This window comes from Candidatus Desulforudis audaxviator MP104C (assembly GCF_000018425.1).
In the GTDB taxonomy this organism is placed as follows: Bacteria; Bacillota; Desulfotomaculia; order Desulfotomaculales; family Desulforudaceae; genus Desulforudis; species Desulforudis audaxviator.
In genome coordinates, this window is record NC_010424.1 from 341,938 (window position 1) to 356,887 (window position 14,950).

Consider the following 14,950-nt stretch of genomic DNA (forward strand, 5'->3'; position numbering starts at 1 on the left):
CCGAAGTCGGCGGGAGGGGGTGTAGAACGTGGCGCGGACGATCAAGGGCGTGACCATCGAGTGCGTGCAGGGAGACATCACCCGGCAGGAGGGGTTTGACGCCGTGGTCAACGCGGCCAATGCCGAACTGCGCCCGGGCGGCGGGGTGTCCGGTGCCATACACCGGGCGGCCGGACCTGGGTTGGCCGAGGAGTGCCGGCCGCTGGCCCCGATCAAGCCCGGACAGGCGGTGATCACGAGTGCCCACAAACTGCCGAACCGCTTCGTGATCCACTGCCTGGGGCCGGTTTACGGCGTGGATAAGCCGTCCGACCGGCTGCTGGCCGACTGCTACCGGAATGCCCTGAAGCTTGCCGACCGGTACGAAATATCCTCGATCGCCTTTCCGGCCATCTCCACCGGTGCCTTCGGTTACCCGGTCAGGGAGGCGGCTGAAGAGGCCTGCCGGGCCATCGTGGAAACCATTCCGGCGCTTAAATCGGTCAAAAGGATCCGTTTTGTTTTGCGCGATGCGGAACCGGTGCGCGTCCACGAAGAAGCGCTGGCGTCCGCCTGATTTACTCCTCCACCGGGCGGGGTTCAATCAGCACCGTCTTTTCATTTGTGTAAGTTACAAACCCGGGGCGGGACCCCTTGGGTTTCTGGACGTGCATGTTATCCAAAAGTTGTTCCAGGGGCTGGTGGGGCCAAATGTTCAGGTTGGCCGCGTAATCACCCGGTATTTGTTGGCGTCGAACGCCGGCAGCACCGGCGGGATAACCGTACCCGCAGCGCCATCCCAATGGGCCCGCGGCAGCGCGTGGGGTTCTACCGCTCAGCCCCGGCGGGCAAACCAGTTCACCACGGCACGCACCTGCCCGGCCCTTCGCCCCAAAAGCCCGCTCCGCCCGGAAATGCGGTTGTAAACCGAAAAAAGAGTCCTGTTGTCTGCAGACACCCTTACCCCCTGCTCCCTTTCACTCTTATACCAAAAGTTCCCAGCTTACTACATAGCGCGAGTACCAGTCCATGATGGCTACTAGGTACATCCAGCCCCTGTGCAACCGGATATAGGTGATATCAATGCCCCAAACGTGGTTGGGATGGGTCACTGTAGATGTTGGCCTCGACCACGGTAGTGTCCACCCGTACTTTGTTACGGCTCTTTCATGGTAGAATGGGAGCGGACAAAATGAGGAGGAAAACAACCATGCCGAAACATCGATGGACCGCCGAAGAAAAGATGCAAAGAAAAGATGCAAATCGTCCTCGCGGGCCTGTTACCTGAAGCTAACATTGCCGCCATCTGCCGTGAACATCAGGTCTCCCAATCCCTTTTCTATCGCTGGCGAGATGCTTTCCTTAAAAGGGTGGCAAGACCGCTTTGCAGAACGGTCCCTCCAGCCGGGAACAAGAACTGGAGCGCAAACTCCGGGAGGCCCAGGCCAAAATCGGCGAACAGACCATGCAGATTGACATCCTTAAAAAAAAGACCAACTGGGTCCTGAAGTAACCGTCCGGGTGCTGGTTCAGACACTCCATAAGGACGGGTATAAGATCACCCTTATTGCCAAGACCCTCGACTTGAACAGAACGTATTGTTACAGCTTGCTCCTTGACAAGCCCCAAAAAGAGCGGCCCGACAAAGACGCCGAGGTAAAGCAGGCGATCATCAGGATCTGCATCCAGTTCCCGACTTACGGCTACCGCCGGGTTACCGCCGTCTTACGGAACCGATTAGGGCGCTCCATCAACCGGAAGAAAGTGCAGCGGATCATGCAGGAAGAAGGCCTCACCGTACCGGTCAAAGAACGTGTTGCGAAGCGTACCAAAGAATCAGGCCGCATCCCGGTAATCCGCTCAAACGAGCACTTCCAGGTTGATATGACCAAGGTATGGTGCGGTGCCGACGGTTGGGGGTATTTATTTGCGGTCATCGACGCGTGAAAAACTGCTGGAGTGGCGGGGTGAATAATGATGTCCTTGCGGAAAAGGCTTTCAAGGCGGGATTTTCTCTATACAGTGGCCGGAGCGGGGCTGGGATGGGTGGTCCTGACCGCAGCCGGCTGCGCTACCGGGAAGGAAGCAGCGCGAAACAGAGTACCAGCGGATCCCGGCGAAAATATCGCCCGAGAAGTCGCTGGAGGGAAAGCGATTGCGTTGCCCGCCTCCCGGTTAACGGGGGAAATGTCCCTGGAGGCGGCGGTGGCCGGTCGGAGATCCGAAAGGAGTTTTCGAGCAGCCCCGCTGAAACTGGAACAGCTGGCCCAACTGCTCTGGGCCGCGCAGGGGATTACCGATCCGCACCCGGATCCGGCCCAGCGGTTTCGCCGGGCCGCGCCGAGTGCCGGAGCCCAATACCCGCTGGATCTTTACCCGGTAGTGGGCGAGATTGAAGGGCTGGAAGCAGGTATTTACCGGTATTGTCCCCAGGAACACGCCTTGGGCCTGCTGACGCCTGGCGACCGGCGCCGGCAGTTGGCCCGGGCCTGCCTGGGGCAGATGTTTGTCGCCGCGGCGCCGGTGGCGGTGGTCATCACCGCCACCTACGACCGGATCACGGACCGGTACGGGGAACGTGGCATCCGGTACGCCCACATGGAAGTCGGGCATGTGGGGCAGAATATCCACCTGCAGGCCGAGGCGCTGGGGCTGGGCACGGTCGTGGTCGGGGCTTTCCAGGACGAAGAAGTGGCGGAGGTCCTGCAACTACCGCGGAAAGAGGCACCGCTGTATGTGATGCCGGTTGGAATCATTCAGAGTTAGAATGACGCGTAGTGGCGGAGCCCTTGGCGAATCAGGTCATACGCAAGATTGGTGGGGCTCGTGAGCTCTATCACCGCCTCGTCATGCTGGTGGCCCCGGCGGGAAGCGGGTGATCCGGATCTTTCCCAACGAGGAGTCGGCTTTCCGCTTGATCGGGGCGGTGCTCGTAGAAATCGACGAGGTATGGGCCACAGGACATCGCTATTAATGGCGGATTACTGGGAGTGGAAGTTTAACACGGAAAAACAGCGCAAGGATGTGAGTAATGCCGATATTCAGGTAAATGCAGCTTAAAACGGGGTGATCTTATCTGCCAGAGGAAATTTACACACAAAATCGGACTTGACCTCGTTTCCAGTTGTTCTGGAGGGCCTTCTACTAAGGTCATGCCCTTTTCACTAATGTTCTCCCATTTAGCCCCGCAGGCGCCACAGACGACAAAATGCCTCTTGAAGAGGAGGCCTTCGCTTTGCGCCTCCTACATTTGAACACCCAAAAGCCACTTTGGGTTCAAGCCCTTACTTTCAAGAACTGTTTGACAGACCAGAGCCTGTTATCCTATGAGAGTATTTCTCTTCGCCAGCAACTCGGCGGTTGTGTACACTTTTACCTCGGCTAACCCTTTAAGATCATCATCGTTTGACCAAACTGGGCAGGCCAGACTCAGCGCTAGGGCCAGAAGGGGTACATCGTCCGGATCGCGGTTGCCAACCTGAACACGCGCTTGGTCCAAAAAATCTGCATACGTTTCTTCAGAAGCTATAGTCAACGGTAATAGATCCAACACGCTACGCATGAGCCCAAGGCTCAGACCCTTTTTCTTCGCAAGAACCGGCAGGTATTTTTTGACCTCATCCAGTATAGCAGGCACGGTCACAAATTCCAGCGCTGTTGCCTCACGAAAGATCCTGCCAGCCTTTCCCCCGATTACAGCAGAGAGAATGACGTTAGCGTCTACGGCGATCTTTCCTGAAAGACTCAAAGTCGGCCATCACTTCCTCTTCGGTTACCCCTTTCTCAGTCCGCTCCTGCTTCAGTCTCGCCATGAGAACTTCGAGCGCCGCCCTGCGAAAGCTGCTGTCAGCTTTGAGTTCATCCCAAGGAACGAAAAAACCAGCAGGTTTTCCACCTCTCATAATCAATACATCCCGCCCCTCGCGAATTATGCGCGTCGCCTGCGCTTTGAAATCGCGTACCGAAATGAACTCCAATGTGGTCACCTCCATGACCACATTATAGTATCGAGAAAGCTTTTCTGCAAGAATTTCTATAATGGGGTGCTATTGGCCTGTGATATTGTCACCTCATAAGCGGTCTGAGAAAATGTCACCCATGAAGGGAGACGTTTTCTTGAAACCCAAGGAAGCCAGGAGACTAGGTATTATGGAACGGGTCCTTGCAGGCAAGGTATCCATTCGGCAGGCTGCCATCCTCCTTGGTCTCAGCGAACGTCAGGTTATGCGCCTCAAGAAAGGAATGAAACAGGAGGGTGAGGCTTTCCTCGTCCACAAAAACCGAGGCCGTAAACCAAAACACGCTATAACCCACGACGTCCGGGACCGGATCATCAGCCTCGCCTCAGAAGAACTCAAGGACGCAAGTTGCGAGCATATGGCTGAGCTGCTTGAGGAACTATATGAAATTTCGATCTCGGGCCGCAGCTTGCGTCGCATATTCAAGCAGGCCGGTATCAAGAATCGGCACAGCCGCCGAGCCAAGCGGCGGAAACGGCGCTCCCGCGAGCGCATGCCTCAAGAAGGGCTTTTGGTCCAAAGCGACGCCAGCCCGTACGCCTGGTTTGAAGATCGTGGCCCCAAGGCCTGCCTCCACGGTAATATTGATGACGCCACCGGTAAGATCCTGGCACTTTGGTTCCGGCCCGAAGAGGATCTGTACGGTTACTTGATGGTCTTAAACCTAACGGTCATAAATCACGGAATCCCGGTGAGCCTCTATACGGACGGCCACTCCATCTTCTTCTCACCGAAGAAGGACAAGTTGTCCATTGATGAGGAGCTGGCCGGCAAAACCGTTGCCCTGACCCAGTTCGGTAAGGCCCTGGAGGAATTGGGAATCAATCATATTCAGGCACGCTCTCCCCAAGCCAAAGGGCGTATAGAACGTTTGTGGGAAACCCTGCAGAGCCGTCTGGTGATAGAGATGCGCCTGCGAGGGATCTCCAACATTGAAGACGCGAACGCCTTTCTCCCGGTCTTTATTGAGCGCTTCAACGCCCGCTTCGCCGTTTGGGCCGCCGATCCGGAACCGGCCTTTAAACCCGCACCCACCAGTGAACGGCTCAACGAGATTATTGCCTTTCGGGAAGAGCGTACGGCTTCCAATGGTTCCACGATCTCGTTTCACTGTAAGACTTACCAGCTTATCGATGTCAAAGATCAAGCAGTTAGCCTGGCGCCCAGGGCGAAGGTTACGGTCCTTACTCATCTGGACGGGACGATAAGCGCCAAGTATGGCGATAAGGTGTTTTCGCTAAGGGAGTTCGTTCCCCAGCCGGCACCTAAGGCGGAGATCCGTCAAGCCAAGCCCCGCCGGGAACCTGCTCCGGTGACTGCGGATCATCCCTGGCGCCAGATTTCTCCCATAGCGCCCAAGCCTTCAACACCAGTGGAAGCGTACCTGGAAGCCAAGAGAAAGCGCTTCCGCAAGTACGCCTTTTAAATGAGCAACCTTGAAACCCTTGAGTCACCTGTCACCTCTCGCCTGGCCAGCCGTCAAGGGGCCGCGTCCGCGGCGGCGTAGCCCTTGCCCTTGACGGCCAACAGGCGAGAGGAATAATCTTGGACGGCGGTTTCAAAGGTGACATTTCCTCAGACCATTTTAACGATTACAAAGGTGACATTTTCTCAGTCCAAGTTAGTGTGTTTTAGGGTGACATTTTCACTGGCCATTGACAGAATTTCTATAATGGGGGTAGTCGTTTGAAAACATTCATCTTGGGTGGTCTGCCCACTTATCGCCCCCTGCTTACCCTATCATGCCTCCCTGGGTCCTTTGCCCTGACATTCCTTCGTTCAGCCTAATGGGGGCGGGTGGGGCACCGTTACTCGGTTACAGGGTCATGCCCTAATGGAGTGATTCGGTTTCCCCCACCCAAGACTTATTTTCATTATTTGTTGTTGTTGATGGTCCTTCCGCCGCCTGGGCTGTGGGTATGTGGGCAACGCGGAGCGTTGCCCAAGCGAAGCGGCATATCCACAGCCCTCATAACATCTGTTCAGGCAGCGTATTTCAACTGCTGTTGCCGGTACGCGCCCAAAACCTTTTCCGGATCGTACAGGCGGTTTTCTTTGGCCAGGGTGAACATTACCCTTAACAACTTGCAGGCTATAACCACCAATGCCTGCTTACCTTTAAGGGGGTTTTCCCGGCGAGTTCTCAGGTGCCGGTACAGGGCCTTAAATTCCGGGTTTTAGACACCAGAGCAAGAGAGGCCTGATATAAAAGGTTTCTTAACCCCGGGCACCCCCGCTTGGATATCCCTGTTTTGCCCTTACGCGATCCGGAACTGTTTTCCGTAAGGTTAAACCCGGCTATTTTCCGGGTAGAGTGGAAGTTTAACACGGAAAAACAGCACAAGGAGGCGAGTAATGCCGATACTCAGATAAATGCAGCTTAAAACGGGGTGATCTTATCTGCCAGAGGGAATTTACACACAAATTCGGACTTGACCCCCACCCACAGTGGCGCATAGTCAGGCCATTGAAAGAAATTATCACAAACCCCTTTACAAAATCTGCTGGGGAAGGTAAGATAACCGCTGAAGGGGAGTAGCCGGTTTTTCTGAGGGCGTCAGTACGGCCATAAAGGGTCCGCTTTCAGGACGGCAGAATAGTAATATTAGTGTAAGGCCGCAGGCAAGACCTTCATGCCGAAGTTTGTTTTTGGTATGAAGGTCTTTTATATTACCGCCCCTTCCGGGCAGCAAAAACCGGCCCGGATAGTGCTTTGTGCTTTCTTTGGATTTCCGGCCGCTTGCCCCGGGGCAAAGCTAAAGCATAATTCCCATAGGAAAAGGCTCAATTTTCGGTTGAGGAGGTGACTTGCAACCATCCACGCATTTCAAAAAGCAGCCTACCGCAGGCTGGCGGCGGCCATCATTCTCCGCGCGGTCCGCGACGCCAGCACGGACCACCCTTGCCCGCTGAGCCGCGACGAAGACCCGCAACAGGTGCGAAGCGACGCCCGGGCCTTTCTCGCCGCCGTTGGGGACCTGAACAGCTGGGCGGGGCTGTTGTGCCACCTGGCGGGAGTGCCGGTCCAAGCAGGAAAGAAGGTCGGCAGAAAAGCGCGCCGTCGCCCCAAGTTGACCGGAACAAGCTTCTCCATTTCGGAACCCAAGAAAGGAGCAGGGCGTCAGTCCTGCTCCGCTTTCAGCGAAACAAAAAAAGGGGGATGACCTTTCTCTGGCGCACGCACTTCGTTGCCGGCGCGGGTCTCGGCGCGGCCTATGGGGCCGTCTTTCACCAGGGCGACCCGGGAATTATGGCTGCGTCTGCGGGAATTGGGGGAATTGCCGCGCTCCTTCCAGATGTGGATTCTCCGCACTCCAATCTGGGCCGGGCCGCCAGGCCCGTATCCGACGTTCTGAACTTCGCCTTGGGCCACCGGGGGTTCCTGTATTTCCTTTTGGGAGCGACGGTCGTCTTGGCCCTCGCCGCGTTTGCCGCGCTCTTTTGGGCGCCTTCCGGCGCGGTTTGGAGCCTGCTGGTTTCCGCGCTGGCCGCTGGTTACTTGTCACACTTACTGCTGGACGCCCTGACTCCGGGCGGCGTGCCTCTGCTGTGGCCGCGGGGCGGCAGCACGTCCCTGCCCCTGGTGCGGACCGGCAGTTTCTTTGAGCGGGTCGTCTTCCTGCCCGCCCTGGCGGTCGCCGTCGCGCTGGTCGTCTGGGGGGTGGCGAAATGAGCCACGACAGGATTATGCTTTTGATCGACCGGTACGCCCGGAGTCTTTCTGGGAGGGACCTGGCGGCGTTCACCGACATCCTGGACCGCGAGGCGTACCGGGTGCGCTGCCTGGCCAACGTCGAGGGCCTGCGGAAGCCCGGTCGGGGCCTTTTTTCAGAAAAGGGTGGTGCGGGAACAAGCTCTAAGGCGTAGCTGGCTGACCGTTTTCTGTTGCTGTCAACTACCCTAGCGGCAAAAAGAGTTAATGGAGGCTGTTTTTTGTTAGCAAGGAGGCGAACTTTTCAAAAAGGGCCAGGATTTCTTCAAATCGCGCCAGCCTTTCCAGCCACTTCCGGGGTATTGCGCCGTAGCCGTAATAGACTCCCGCCAGGCTGCCGGCTACAGCGCCGGTGGTATCGGAGTCGCCGCCGAGATTTACGGCCGAAAGAACGGTGTCGGAAAAAGTGGCGTTGTTCAACAGGCACCAGGCGGCCGCCTCCAGTGTGCTGACCACATAGCCGTCGGAGCGGATTTCCCTTCCGGGAAGGCCGGGTAGGGAGCCGTTTAAAATGCGCTCAAAATGGGGCAGTTCTCCGGCCAGAGCAGTTCCCGCGCACAGTTCAGGAGCCCTTTCCCTCATTTTTTCGTAGGCCAGTCCCGGTGTGTTTCCGGCGAGCAGTTCGTTGGCCAGCAGGGCGTAAAGGAAGCAGGCGAGCTGGCTGCGCTGGTGCCCGTGCGTAAGGCAGGAGATTTTGCAGACGGCCTCGCGCATCGCCTCCACTTCGCTTTCGGCAAAGTACAGCGCCGCCGGCAAAATGCGCATGAGTGACCCGTTGCCGTTGCTCATCTCGTCGTCCGGGCCGGCCAGGGCGGGGTCAACTCCGCCCTCCAGCCGCAGGATCGCCTGCCGGGTAGCGCCGCCGATGTCGAATGCCCTCCCGTAAGGGGTCCAGTAGCCTTCTCGGTACCACCGGACAAATCTCTTCCCGGCGTCCGCCAGATTGTATCCGGCCTCGACTAGGCTTTCCACCAGGCACAGTGTCAAAGAAGTGTCGTCCGACCACGTTCCCGGGGGCTGGTGGTGAGTACCGTAGCCGAACATCTCTTGAACCGGTTTTTTGCGCAGGTCCTCCCGGGACACAAATTCCACCGGCACTCCCAGGGCATCCCCCACGGTCACGCCGAACAGTCCGCCCAGGATTCTCTCCCTTTTGTTCACTTTCATCCACTTCCGGTGATTCTATGCTGGTTTCCCGGCTTCACGGCGGTCTTCGTTCCTGCCGGTTCCTCTATGCTTCCCCGCCTTATCTTATCTACCTCACCGTACTCAAATTAAAAGGATCTGTTTAACCCTGCCTCACCGGCGGATTGGGGCGCGTTGGAGCCCGGCCGGTGCGGAACGGATGGGACGCCTGTTAGCGGTACGGGCTAATGATGAGCTGGACAGATACGCGGTACACTCGGAACCTCGGTTCGACCTACTGAAAAAGGCTGTCGGAGCCGAGGCAATCCAACTGCCCAAACGCTTCGGCAAAGATCCCGAGGCCTGGCTTCAAGCCAACGTGCCCGCCCTTGAAGGACCGCACGCCGGAAAACACTGGGTCAAGCACATAGTAAGAGAGATTAGTTCACCGAGGTGGTCTACGGTCTAATTCAAATTAAATCGGCTGGGAGATCGCCTACTAAGTCTTGACACGGACCCGGCGGTGCCTTAAGTTTGCGGACTGCCTGTTTTTGGTGTAGAATCATAGCATCGGCCCGCACCCACGCGGATATTCCCGGAATATTGAAATCAGCCGTATCGGGGTCTGGTAACTTGACGATTGACGAAACCACCCACATGTGTTTTGCCTGCAGTCCGATCAATCCTATCGGCCTCAAACTGGTTTTCGCGGACAAGGGGGACACCTGCGTAACACGGTTTGTGCCGGGGCCCCAGCACCAGGGCTGGACCGGCCGCGTGCACGGGGGGATCGTTACCACCCTGCTCGACGAGGCCATGGCCCAATTCCTGTACCGGCGCGACGAAACGGCGGTGACCGCCGAACTGACGGTGCGGTTCCGCATTCCGGCGCCGGTGGGGAGCGAACTGCTGGTGGAGGCCCGGCAGACCGGTGCACGCGGGCGGTTGCTTACGCTAGAGGCGAAAGCCTGCCTCAAGGACGGAACGGTGGTGGCCGTCGCACAAGGGAAATTCCTACGGGTGCCGCCGGACGCCCTGGGCTGACGGTGCGGTGCGGCGCCGGGTGCCGCACGGTGGTGGGCGGAGGCGGAAACGGAAGCGAACACACCTATGCCTTAGAGGTTAAGCCGGTCCGCAGTCAGGAAATAATTAGTAACAAGTACCAAGGAGGTTTCAGGTTGAAGCGGGAAGAAGCGCTGGCCTTACTGAAGAAGAATCTGCCGAACAAGAACCTGCAGAAACACTGCCTGGCCGCGGAAGCGGTGATGCGCCGCCTGGCCCGGCGGTTTCAGGAGGATGAAGAGTCGTGGGGTCTGACCGGGTTGCTCCACGATATCGACTACGAACAGACCAAGGATGATCCGGACCGCCACAGTATGGAGGGCGCCCGGATGCTGGCGGAACTGGGGCTAGCCCCGGAAGTCGTGTACGCGGTAAAGGTGCACAACGAGCGTCACGGCCTGCCCCGCTTGAGCCGGTTGGACAAGGCGCTGTACGCGGTGGATCCGCTGACCGGTTTCATCGTGGCCGGAGCGCTCATCCGTCCGGAAAAGAGACTGGCCGCCGTGGACGTAGCCTTCTTGACCAACCGGTTCAAGGAAAAGGCTTTCGCCCGGGGCGCCAATCGTGAACAAATGCAGACCTGCACGGAACTGGGCCTGACCCTGGAAGAGTTCATCGGGCTGGGCCTGGAGGCGATGCAGGAAAAAGCCGAGGAGTTGGGTCTTTAAATACAAAATGGCTACTAGAGATGAAATTTTGGAGTACATGCGCAAGGATGCCTACCGGCCCATGACCGAGGATGAACTTCTCCGGGCCTTCGCCGTAAAAAAGAGCGGTGCGCGCGGCTTCAAGAAGCTGCTTGGGGAAATGGAGATCGAGGGTTCGATTTATAAGACGCGGGCGGCCCGTTACGGTCTGCCCGAGAAGATGAATCTCACCGTGGGTAGACTGCAGGGCCATCCCCGCGGCTTCGGCTTCGTCATTCCCGACAACCGGGAACACCCGGACGTGTTCATCAGCGCGGCGGCCCTGAATGGCGCGATGCACGGGGACCGGGTGGTGGCGCGGGTCACCCCCGGCCGGAACGATAAGAAAGAGGGCGAAGTGATCAAGATCCTGCACCACGCCAACGAGCGGGTGGTCGGGACCTTCCAGAAAAGACAGAACTACGGATTCGTGGTCTGCGACGAGCCCCGCCTGCCGCACGACGTGTTCGTGCCGCGGGGCAGGCTGAACGGGGCCCGTTCCGGAGACAAGGTGGTGGTCGCCCTCACCGCCTGGCCCGGCAAACGCCGTGGCCCGGAGGGCAAGATCACCGAGGTGCTGGGAGCCGCGGACGAGCCCGGGATGGACATCCTGGCGCTCTGCCGCCGGTACGGATTACCGGAAGGTTTTCCGAAACAGGCGCTCAAGGAAGCGGAACAGATTCCGGAAACGGTCACCGCGCGGGACCTGGCCGGCCGGCGTGACCTGCGGGACCAGGCCATTGTCACCATCGACGGTGAGGACGCCAAGGACCTGGACGACGCGGTGAGCTTAGAGCCCCTGCCCGGCGGCCTGTACCAATTGGGAGTGCACATCGCCGATGTTGGGTACTACGTGTCTGAGGGGAGCGCCCTGGACCGGGAGGCCTACGCGCGGGGCACAAGTTTTTACCTGCCCGGCAAGGTCATCCCCATGCTCCCCGAACGGCTCTCCAACGGGATCTGCAGCTTAAATCCCCAAGTGGACCGTCTGGCGCTGTCCGTCCTGATGGATATCGACCGCGGGGGCGAAGTGATCCGGTACGAAATCTTTCCGTCGGTGATCCGGACCCGGGAGCGGCTGACCTACACGGCGGTCCGGCAGGTTTTGACCAACGGGGACGAAGAGACCACGAAACGCTACGCGGACCTCCTCCCCATGCTGCGCCTGATGCAGGAGTTGGCCCTGGTGCTGCGCACCCGGCGGTTCCGCCGGGGGGCGATCGATTTCAATCTGCCTGAGGTCAAGGTGCTCCTGGACGAAAAAGGCCGGGTGCAAGACCTGGTGAAGGTGGAGCGGACGATCGCCGAACAGCTCATCGAGGAATTCATGCTGATGACCAACGAGGTGGTGGCCAGACACCTGCACAAACTGGAAGTGCCTTTTCTGTGCCGGGTGCACGAGAAGCCGGACAGCGAGAAGCTGGAGAACCTGCAAGCCCTGCTCCAGACCCTGGGCTACGCCATTCCCGGCTATCCCCGGGTCCGGCCCGGCGCGCTGCAGGACATCCTGTCGCGCGTGGCCGGGAAGAAAGAGGAGCGGCTGGTCAACGATGTGACGCTGCGCTCGATGCAGCAGGCGCGCTACCACCCCGGGCCGCTGGGGCACTTCGGGTTGGCGTCCCGGGACTACACCCACTTCACCTCCCCGATCCGGCGCTACCCCGATTTGGTGAACCATCGGCTCATCCGGGAGGTGCTGGCGACCGGGGGAACCTTGAGTGAAACCCGGAAAAAAGCTCTGCAAAACTGTCTGCCCGACATCGCGAAGCAGTCGTCCGAACGGGAGCGGCTGGCGGTGGAGGCCGAGCGGGAGGCCGTGGACACTAAGAAAGTGGAATACATGCAAAACCGGATCGGCGAGGTATACCCGGGGATCATCAGCGGGGTGACCGGCTTCGGGATGTTCGTGGAATTGGACAATACGGTGGAGGGTCTGGTCAGCCTGACCAGCATGGCCGACGACTACTACGACTACGACCAGCCGGGCTTCCGACTCGTCGGCCAGCGCACCGGCAAGGTCTACCGGCTGGGAGACGAGGTCACCGTAAAAGTGGTGCGGGCCAGCGTTGAAGACCGCCAGATCGACTTCACCCTCTGCAGCCCGCTCTAAATCGGGGCTGTACTCCGAGTGCCCGTGTTTGGGACCACCTGCTCGGCAAAACCGGCAGGCTAAAGATGTGAAGTGCAGGATTTGCCCCACAGACGGCGGCTGCCGGACGGCTTACCACGCCCCCAAAAAGGGGCCAGGCCCCTTTTTCGGAGAGGGATGTTTTCCTTGACAGCCGGGTGGCGCCTGCAGTACAATGGGGGATGTATGACTCCAAAGCCCTGTGTTCTTGCAGGGTTCAGGTTTTTCGGGAGGTTTGCGGCAGTGAACACGACTTCGACTTACATGATGCGGGCTCAGGATGTGGAGCGGAAGTGGTACATCCTGGACGCCACCGGAAGACCGCTCGGCCGGGTTGCGGCTGAAGCGGCACGCATCTTGAGGGGCAAACACAAGCCCGGTTTCACCCCCCACGTCGACTGCGGGGACCACGTAATCATCGTCAACGCGGCCCAGGCGGTACTGACCGGCAACAAGCTTAACAACAAGTTCTATTACCGGCACACCGGTTACCCGGGCGGTCTCAAGGCGGTGGACTACCGAACCTTTATGGCCAAGAGGCCGGAGGAGGCGGTGCGTAAGGCTGTGGTCGGCATGCTTCCGCACACCCGCCTCGGGGCGCAGATGGCCAAGAAACTCAAGGTATACGCCGGACCCGAACACCCGCACCAGGCCCAGGGGCCGGAAGTCTGGCAGGGGTAAAGGAGGGAGAGACAAAACGTGGCACAGGTACACTACTACGGCACCGGTAGAAGGAAGAACGCGATCGCCAGGGTGTTTCTTTCTCCGGGTTCGGGAACGGTACAAGTCAACGACAAGGAACTCGGCGCCTATTTGGGCCGGAAAACCCTGGAGATGATCGTCAGGCAGCCGCTAGAGGTCACCGGCACCGCCGGGAGATTCAACGTGCGGGCGACCGTGAGCGGCGGCGGAATCAGTGGCCAGGCCGGGGCGATCAAGCTCGGCATCGCGCGGGCGCTCGTGCAGGCCGACCCGAACCTCCGCCCGGTTCTGAAAAAGGCCGGTTTCCTCACCCGCGACCCGCGGATGAAGGAGCGGAAAAAGTACGGGCTCAAGAAGGCCCGGCGGGCTCCCCAGTTCTCCAAGCGCTAAGCACATAATCCCTCCTCGGCACGCATATTCCTTGAGAGAATGCGTCTTGAGGGGGGTATTTTCATGCCGGTCTGGATCGGCAGCCGCCGGCTCGGCCTGCGCCACCTATTGCTCCTGGCTGCTATTCCCCTGGTTCTGATCGGCTTCTCACAGGCCTATCAAGCTCTGGAGGCGCATCTCCAGCAGCGGACCGTTGCGGCGTTGTCCTGGATCCTGTCGGGAAAGACCATTGTGGTCGACGCCGGACACGGCGGTATCGACACGGGAGTCGGCAAGGGCCCGGTGGCCGAGAAGGACGTTAACCTGGAGATTGCCCTGAAGCTGGCCGAACTTTTGCGCCAGGGCGGGGCCACCGTGCTCACGACCCGCGACAACGACCACCGGATGGGCACCCGCTACCGGGAGGACCTGGCTTTGCGGGTCCGTCTGGCCGAGGAGCAGAACGCCGACCTCTTTATCAGTATTCACGCCAACAGCTACCCCCGCGACCCGGGCCAGCGCGGGGCCCAGACCTTTTTCCAGCGCGGGGAGGAAGACGGCGCCGCGCTCAGCAGGGCCATCCAGGCCGAGATCATCCGCATCCTCGCCAACACCGACCGCACGCCTAAGGGCATGGACTTTTTCCTCGGGCGCAACGCCTCGATGCCCACGGTGATCGTTGAAACCGGCTTCGTGACGAACCCACGGGAGTTCAAGCTGCTCCAGGATCCGGGTTACCAGCAGAAGATGGCCTTCGCCATCTACTGCGGGATCGTGAAGTACCTCGCCGAGCAGGCCACCCCGGCCACCAAGTGGGTGGACGAAAAGATCATCGAGACTTTCCGGCGGCAGGTGCCCGAGACCGTCGCTCCCTGACCGTTCCAGGAGATGGGATTTCAACAAAACCCTTGAACCTGTACCCAAAAGCGTATAGAATAATCATAATCAACTGATGCAGCACAAGGGGGACAGCGGTGATGGAGTGGAAGAATCCTGCCACGTTTTTGTTCGCCGGCTTTGCCGTGTTCTGCTACATGATGGTGATTATCTTCGGCCACTAGACTGGAACTAACCGCCACACCTGGAGTCACCGTTCATAAGCGCCTCTCATTCTTCTTTGCGGGTTTTCTGCAAGCAAACGCCGTTAGTGGCGTTTTTGCCGTTTGGG

At 59.0% G+C, this 14,950-nt stretch carries 20 protein-coding genes and 2 pseudogenes; 15 read left to right on the forward strand and 7 right to left on the reverse strand.

All coding sequences use genetic code 11. From position 1 onward, the window contains the following. Positions 1-28: 28 nt before the first annotated feature. Complete coding sequence (locus DAUD_RS01650; protein ID WP_012301467.1) at positions 29-556, forward strand: macro domain-containing protein; 528 nt, start codon at positions 29-31, stop codon at positions 554-556. 258 nt (positions 557-814) lie between these two features. Here the strand turns inward: DAUD_RS01650 and DAUD_RS12880 are convergent, their stop codons facing one another. Together DAUD_RS12880 and DAUD_RS12225 are read right to left on the reverse strand one after the other, a co-directional pair. Continuing rightward, entirely contained in the window at positions 815-937 is a 123-nt protein-coding gene (locus DAUD_RS12880; RefSeq protein ID WP_278183775.1) for a hypothetical protein, read from the reverse strand. 34 nt (positions 938-971) lie between these two features. After that, positions 972-1,091, reverse strand: a pseudogene (locus tag DAUD_RS12225) (DDE-type integrase/transposase/recombinase); the annotation flags it as partial. 272 nt (positions 1,092-1,363) lie between these two features. Between DAUD_RS12225 and DAUD_RS12885 the strand changes: the two are divergent. The 4 genes from DAUD_RS12885 to DAUD_RS13190 all read left to right on the forward strand — a co-directional run bounded on the left by DAUD_RS12885 (position 1,364) and on the right by DAUD_RS13190 (position 2,953). Then, positions 1,364-1,492 (forward strand): hypothetical protein, encoded by a 129-nt coding sequence (locus DAUD_RS12885; protein WP_012301468.1) that lies wholly within the window; start codon positions 1,364-1,366, stop codon positions 1,490-1,492. Positions 1,493-1,500: 8 nt separating this feature from the next. Further along, positions 1,501-1,926 (forward strand): IS3 family transposase, encoded by a 426-nt coding sequence (locus DAUD_RS13185; RefSeq protein ID WP_012301469.1) that lies wholly within the window; start codon positions 1,501-1,503, stop codon positions 1,924-1,926. Between the two features lie 75 nt (positions 1,927-2,001). Next, positions 2,002-2,745: a SagB/ThcOx family dehydrogenase gene (locus tag DAUD_RS01670; RefSeq protein WP_200858714.1), complete on the forward strand. Its 744-nt coding sequence runs from the start codon at positions 2,002-2,004 to the stop codon at positions 2,743-2,745. A gap of 109 nt (positions 2,746-2,854) precedes the next feature. Beyond that, positions 2,855-2,953 (forward strand): transposase, encoded by a 99-nt coding sequence (locus tag DAUD_RS13190; RefSeq protein WP_408609601.1) that lies wholly within the window; start codon positions 2,855-2,857, stop codon positions 2,951-2,953. A gap of 345 nt (positions 2,954-3,298) precedes the next feature. Here DAUD_RS13190 and DAUD_RS01675 read toward each other — a convergent pair whose 3' ends face one another. Together DAUD_RS01675 and DAUD_RS01680 are read right to left on the reverse strand one after the other, a co-directional pair. Further along, complete coding sequence (locus DAUD_RS01675; RefSeq protein ID WP_012301471.1) at positions 3,299-3,727, reverse strand: PIN domain-containing protein; 429 nt, start codon at positions 3,725-3,727, stop codon at positions 3,299-3,301. Beyond that, on the reverse strand, positions 3,693-3,965 hold the full coding sequence (locus tag DAUD_RS01680; protein WP_242647864.1) for a hypothetical protein: 273 nt from the start codon (positions 3,963-3,965) through the stop codon (positions 3,693-3,695). Before DAUD_RS01680 ends, DAUD_RS01675 begins: the two co-directional genes overlap by 35 nt. Positions 3,966-4,095: 130 nt before the next feature. Between DAUD_RS01680 and DAUD_RS01685 the strand changes: the two genes are divergently transcribed. Beyond that, positions 4,096-5,424, forward strand: a complete 1,329-nt coding sequence (locus DAUD_RS01685; RefSeq protein WP_041570721.1) for an ISNCY family transposase — start codon at positions 4,096-4,098, stop codon at positions 5,422-5,424. Between the two features lie 556 nt (positions 5,425-5,980). Here the strand turns inward: DAUD_RS01685 and DAUD_RS13040 are convergent. Continuing rightward, a complete protein-coding gene (locus tag DAUD_RS13040) occupies positions 5,981-6,103 on the reverse strand; it encodes a hypothetical protein (protein WP_408609602.1) in 123 nt (40 codons plus the stop codon). A gap of 38 nt (positions 6,104-6,141) precedes the next feature. After that, complete coding sequence (locus DAUD_RS13045; RefSeq protein ID WP_408609608.1) at positions 6,142-6,327, reverse strand: transposase; 186 nt, start codon at positions 6,325-6,327, stop codon at positions 6,142-6,144. 831 nt (positions 6,328-7,158) lie between these two features. On the opposite strand from DAUD_RS13045, the gene DAUD_RS01690 reads away from it, so the two are divergent. Continuing rightward, a complete protein-coding gene (locus DAUD_RS01690; protein WP_012301474.1) occupies positions 7,159-7,671 on the forward strand; it encodes a metal-dependent hydrolase in 513 nt (170 codons plus the stop codon). After that, positions 7,668-7,865, forward strand: coding sequence for a hypothetical protein (locus tag DAUD_RS01695; protein ID WP_012301475.1), 198 nt, complete (start codon positions 7,668-7,670; stop codon positions 7,863-7,865). The genes DAUD_RS01690 and DAUD_RS01695 overlap by 4 nt, the downstream gene beginning before the upstream one ends. Before the next feature lie 49 nt (positions 7,866-7,914). On the opposite strand, the gene DAUD_RS01700 is transcribed toward DAUD_RS01695, so the two are convergent. Next, a complete protein-coding gene (locus DAUD_RS01700; RefSeq protein WP_012301476.1) occupies positions 7,915-8,877 on the reverse strand; it encodes an ADP-ribosylglycohydrolase family protein in 963 nt (320 codons plus the stop codon). Between the two features lie 136 nt (positions 8,878-9,013). Here DAUD_RS01700 and DAUD_RS12235 point away from each other — a divergent pair. From DAUD_RS12235 to DAUD_RS01730, 7 genes and pseudogenes are all read left to right on the forward strand, one after another. Beyond that, positions 9,014-9,304 (forward strand): annotated as a pseudogene (locus DAUD_RS12235) (ISLre2-like element ISCde3 family transposase); the annotation flags it as partial. Between the two features lie 164 nt (positions 9,305-9,468). Further along, on the forward strand, positions 9,469-9,879 hold the full coding sequence (locus DAUD_RS01705; protein WP_012301477.1) for a PaaI family thioesterase: 411 nt from the start codon (positions 9,469-9,471) through the stop codon (positions 9,877-9,879). 134 nt (positions 9,880-10,013) lie between these two features. Next, the gene (locus tag DAUD_RS01710; protein WP_041570722.1) at positions 10,014-10,565 is read left to right on the forward strand and encodes an HDIG domain-containing metalloprotein; all 552 of its coding nucleotides are present in this window, start codon (positions 10,014-10,016) and stop codon (positions 10,563-10,565) included. A 7-nt stretch (positions 10,566-10,572) separates the two neighbouring features. Then, positions 10,573-12,693 carry a ribonuclease R gene (gene rnr, locus DAUD_RS01715; protein WP_012301479.1) on the forward strand — a complete coding sequence of 707 codons (2,121 nt, stop codon included), beginning with the start codon at positions 10,573-10,575 and terminating at the stop codon, positions 12,691-12,693. Between the two features lie 282 nt (positions 12,694-12,975). Then, positions 12,976-13,392: a 50S ribosomal protein L13 gene (gene rplM / locus DAUD_RS01720; RefSeq protein ID WP_041571041.1), complete on the forward strand. Its 417-nt coding sequence runs from the start codon at positions 12,976-12,978 to the stop codon at positions 13,390-13,392. Positions 13,393-13,410: 18 nt separating this feature from the next. Continuing rightward, positions 13,411-13,803, forward strand: coding sequence for a 30S ribosomal protein S9 (gene rpsI, locus DAUD_RS01725; RefSeq protein ID WP_012301481.1), 393 nt, complete (start codon positions 13,411-13,413; stop codon positions 13,801-13,803). Positions 13,804-13,866: 63 nt separating this feature from the next. Then, positions 13,867-14,658: an N-acetylmuramoyl-L-alanine amidase family protein gene (locus tag DAUD_RS01730; RefSeq protein WP_012301482.1), complete on the forward strand. Its 792-nt coding sequence runs from the start codon at positions 13,867-13,869 to the stop codon at positions 14,656-14,658. Positions 14,659-14,950 lie beyond the last annotated feature (292 nt).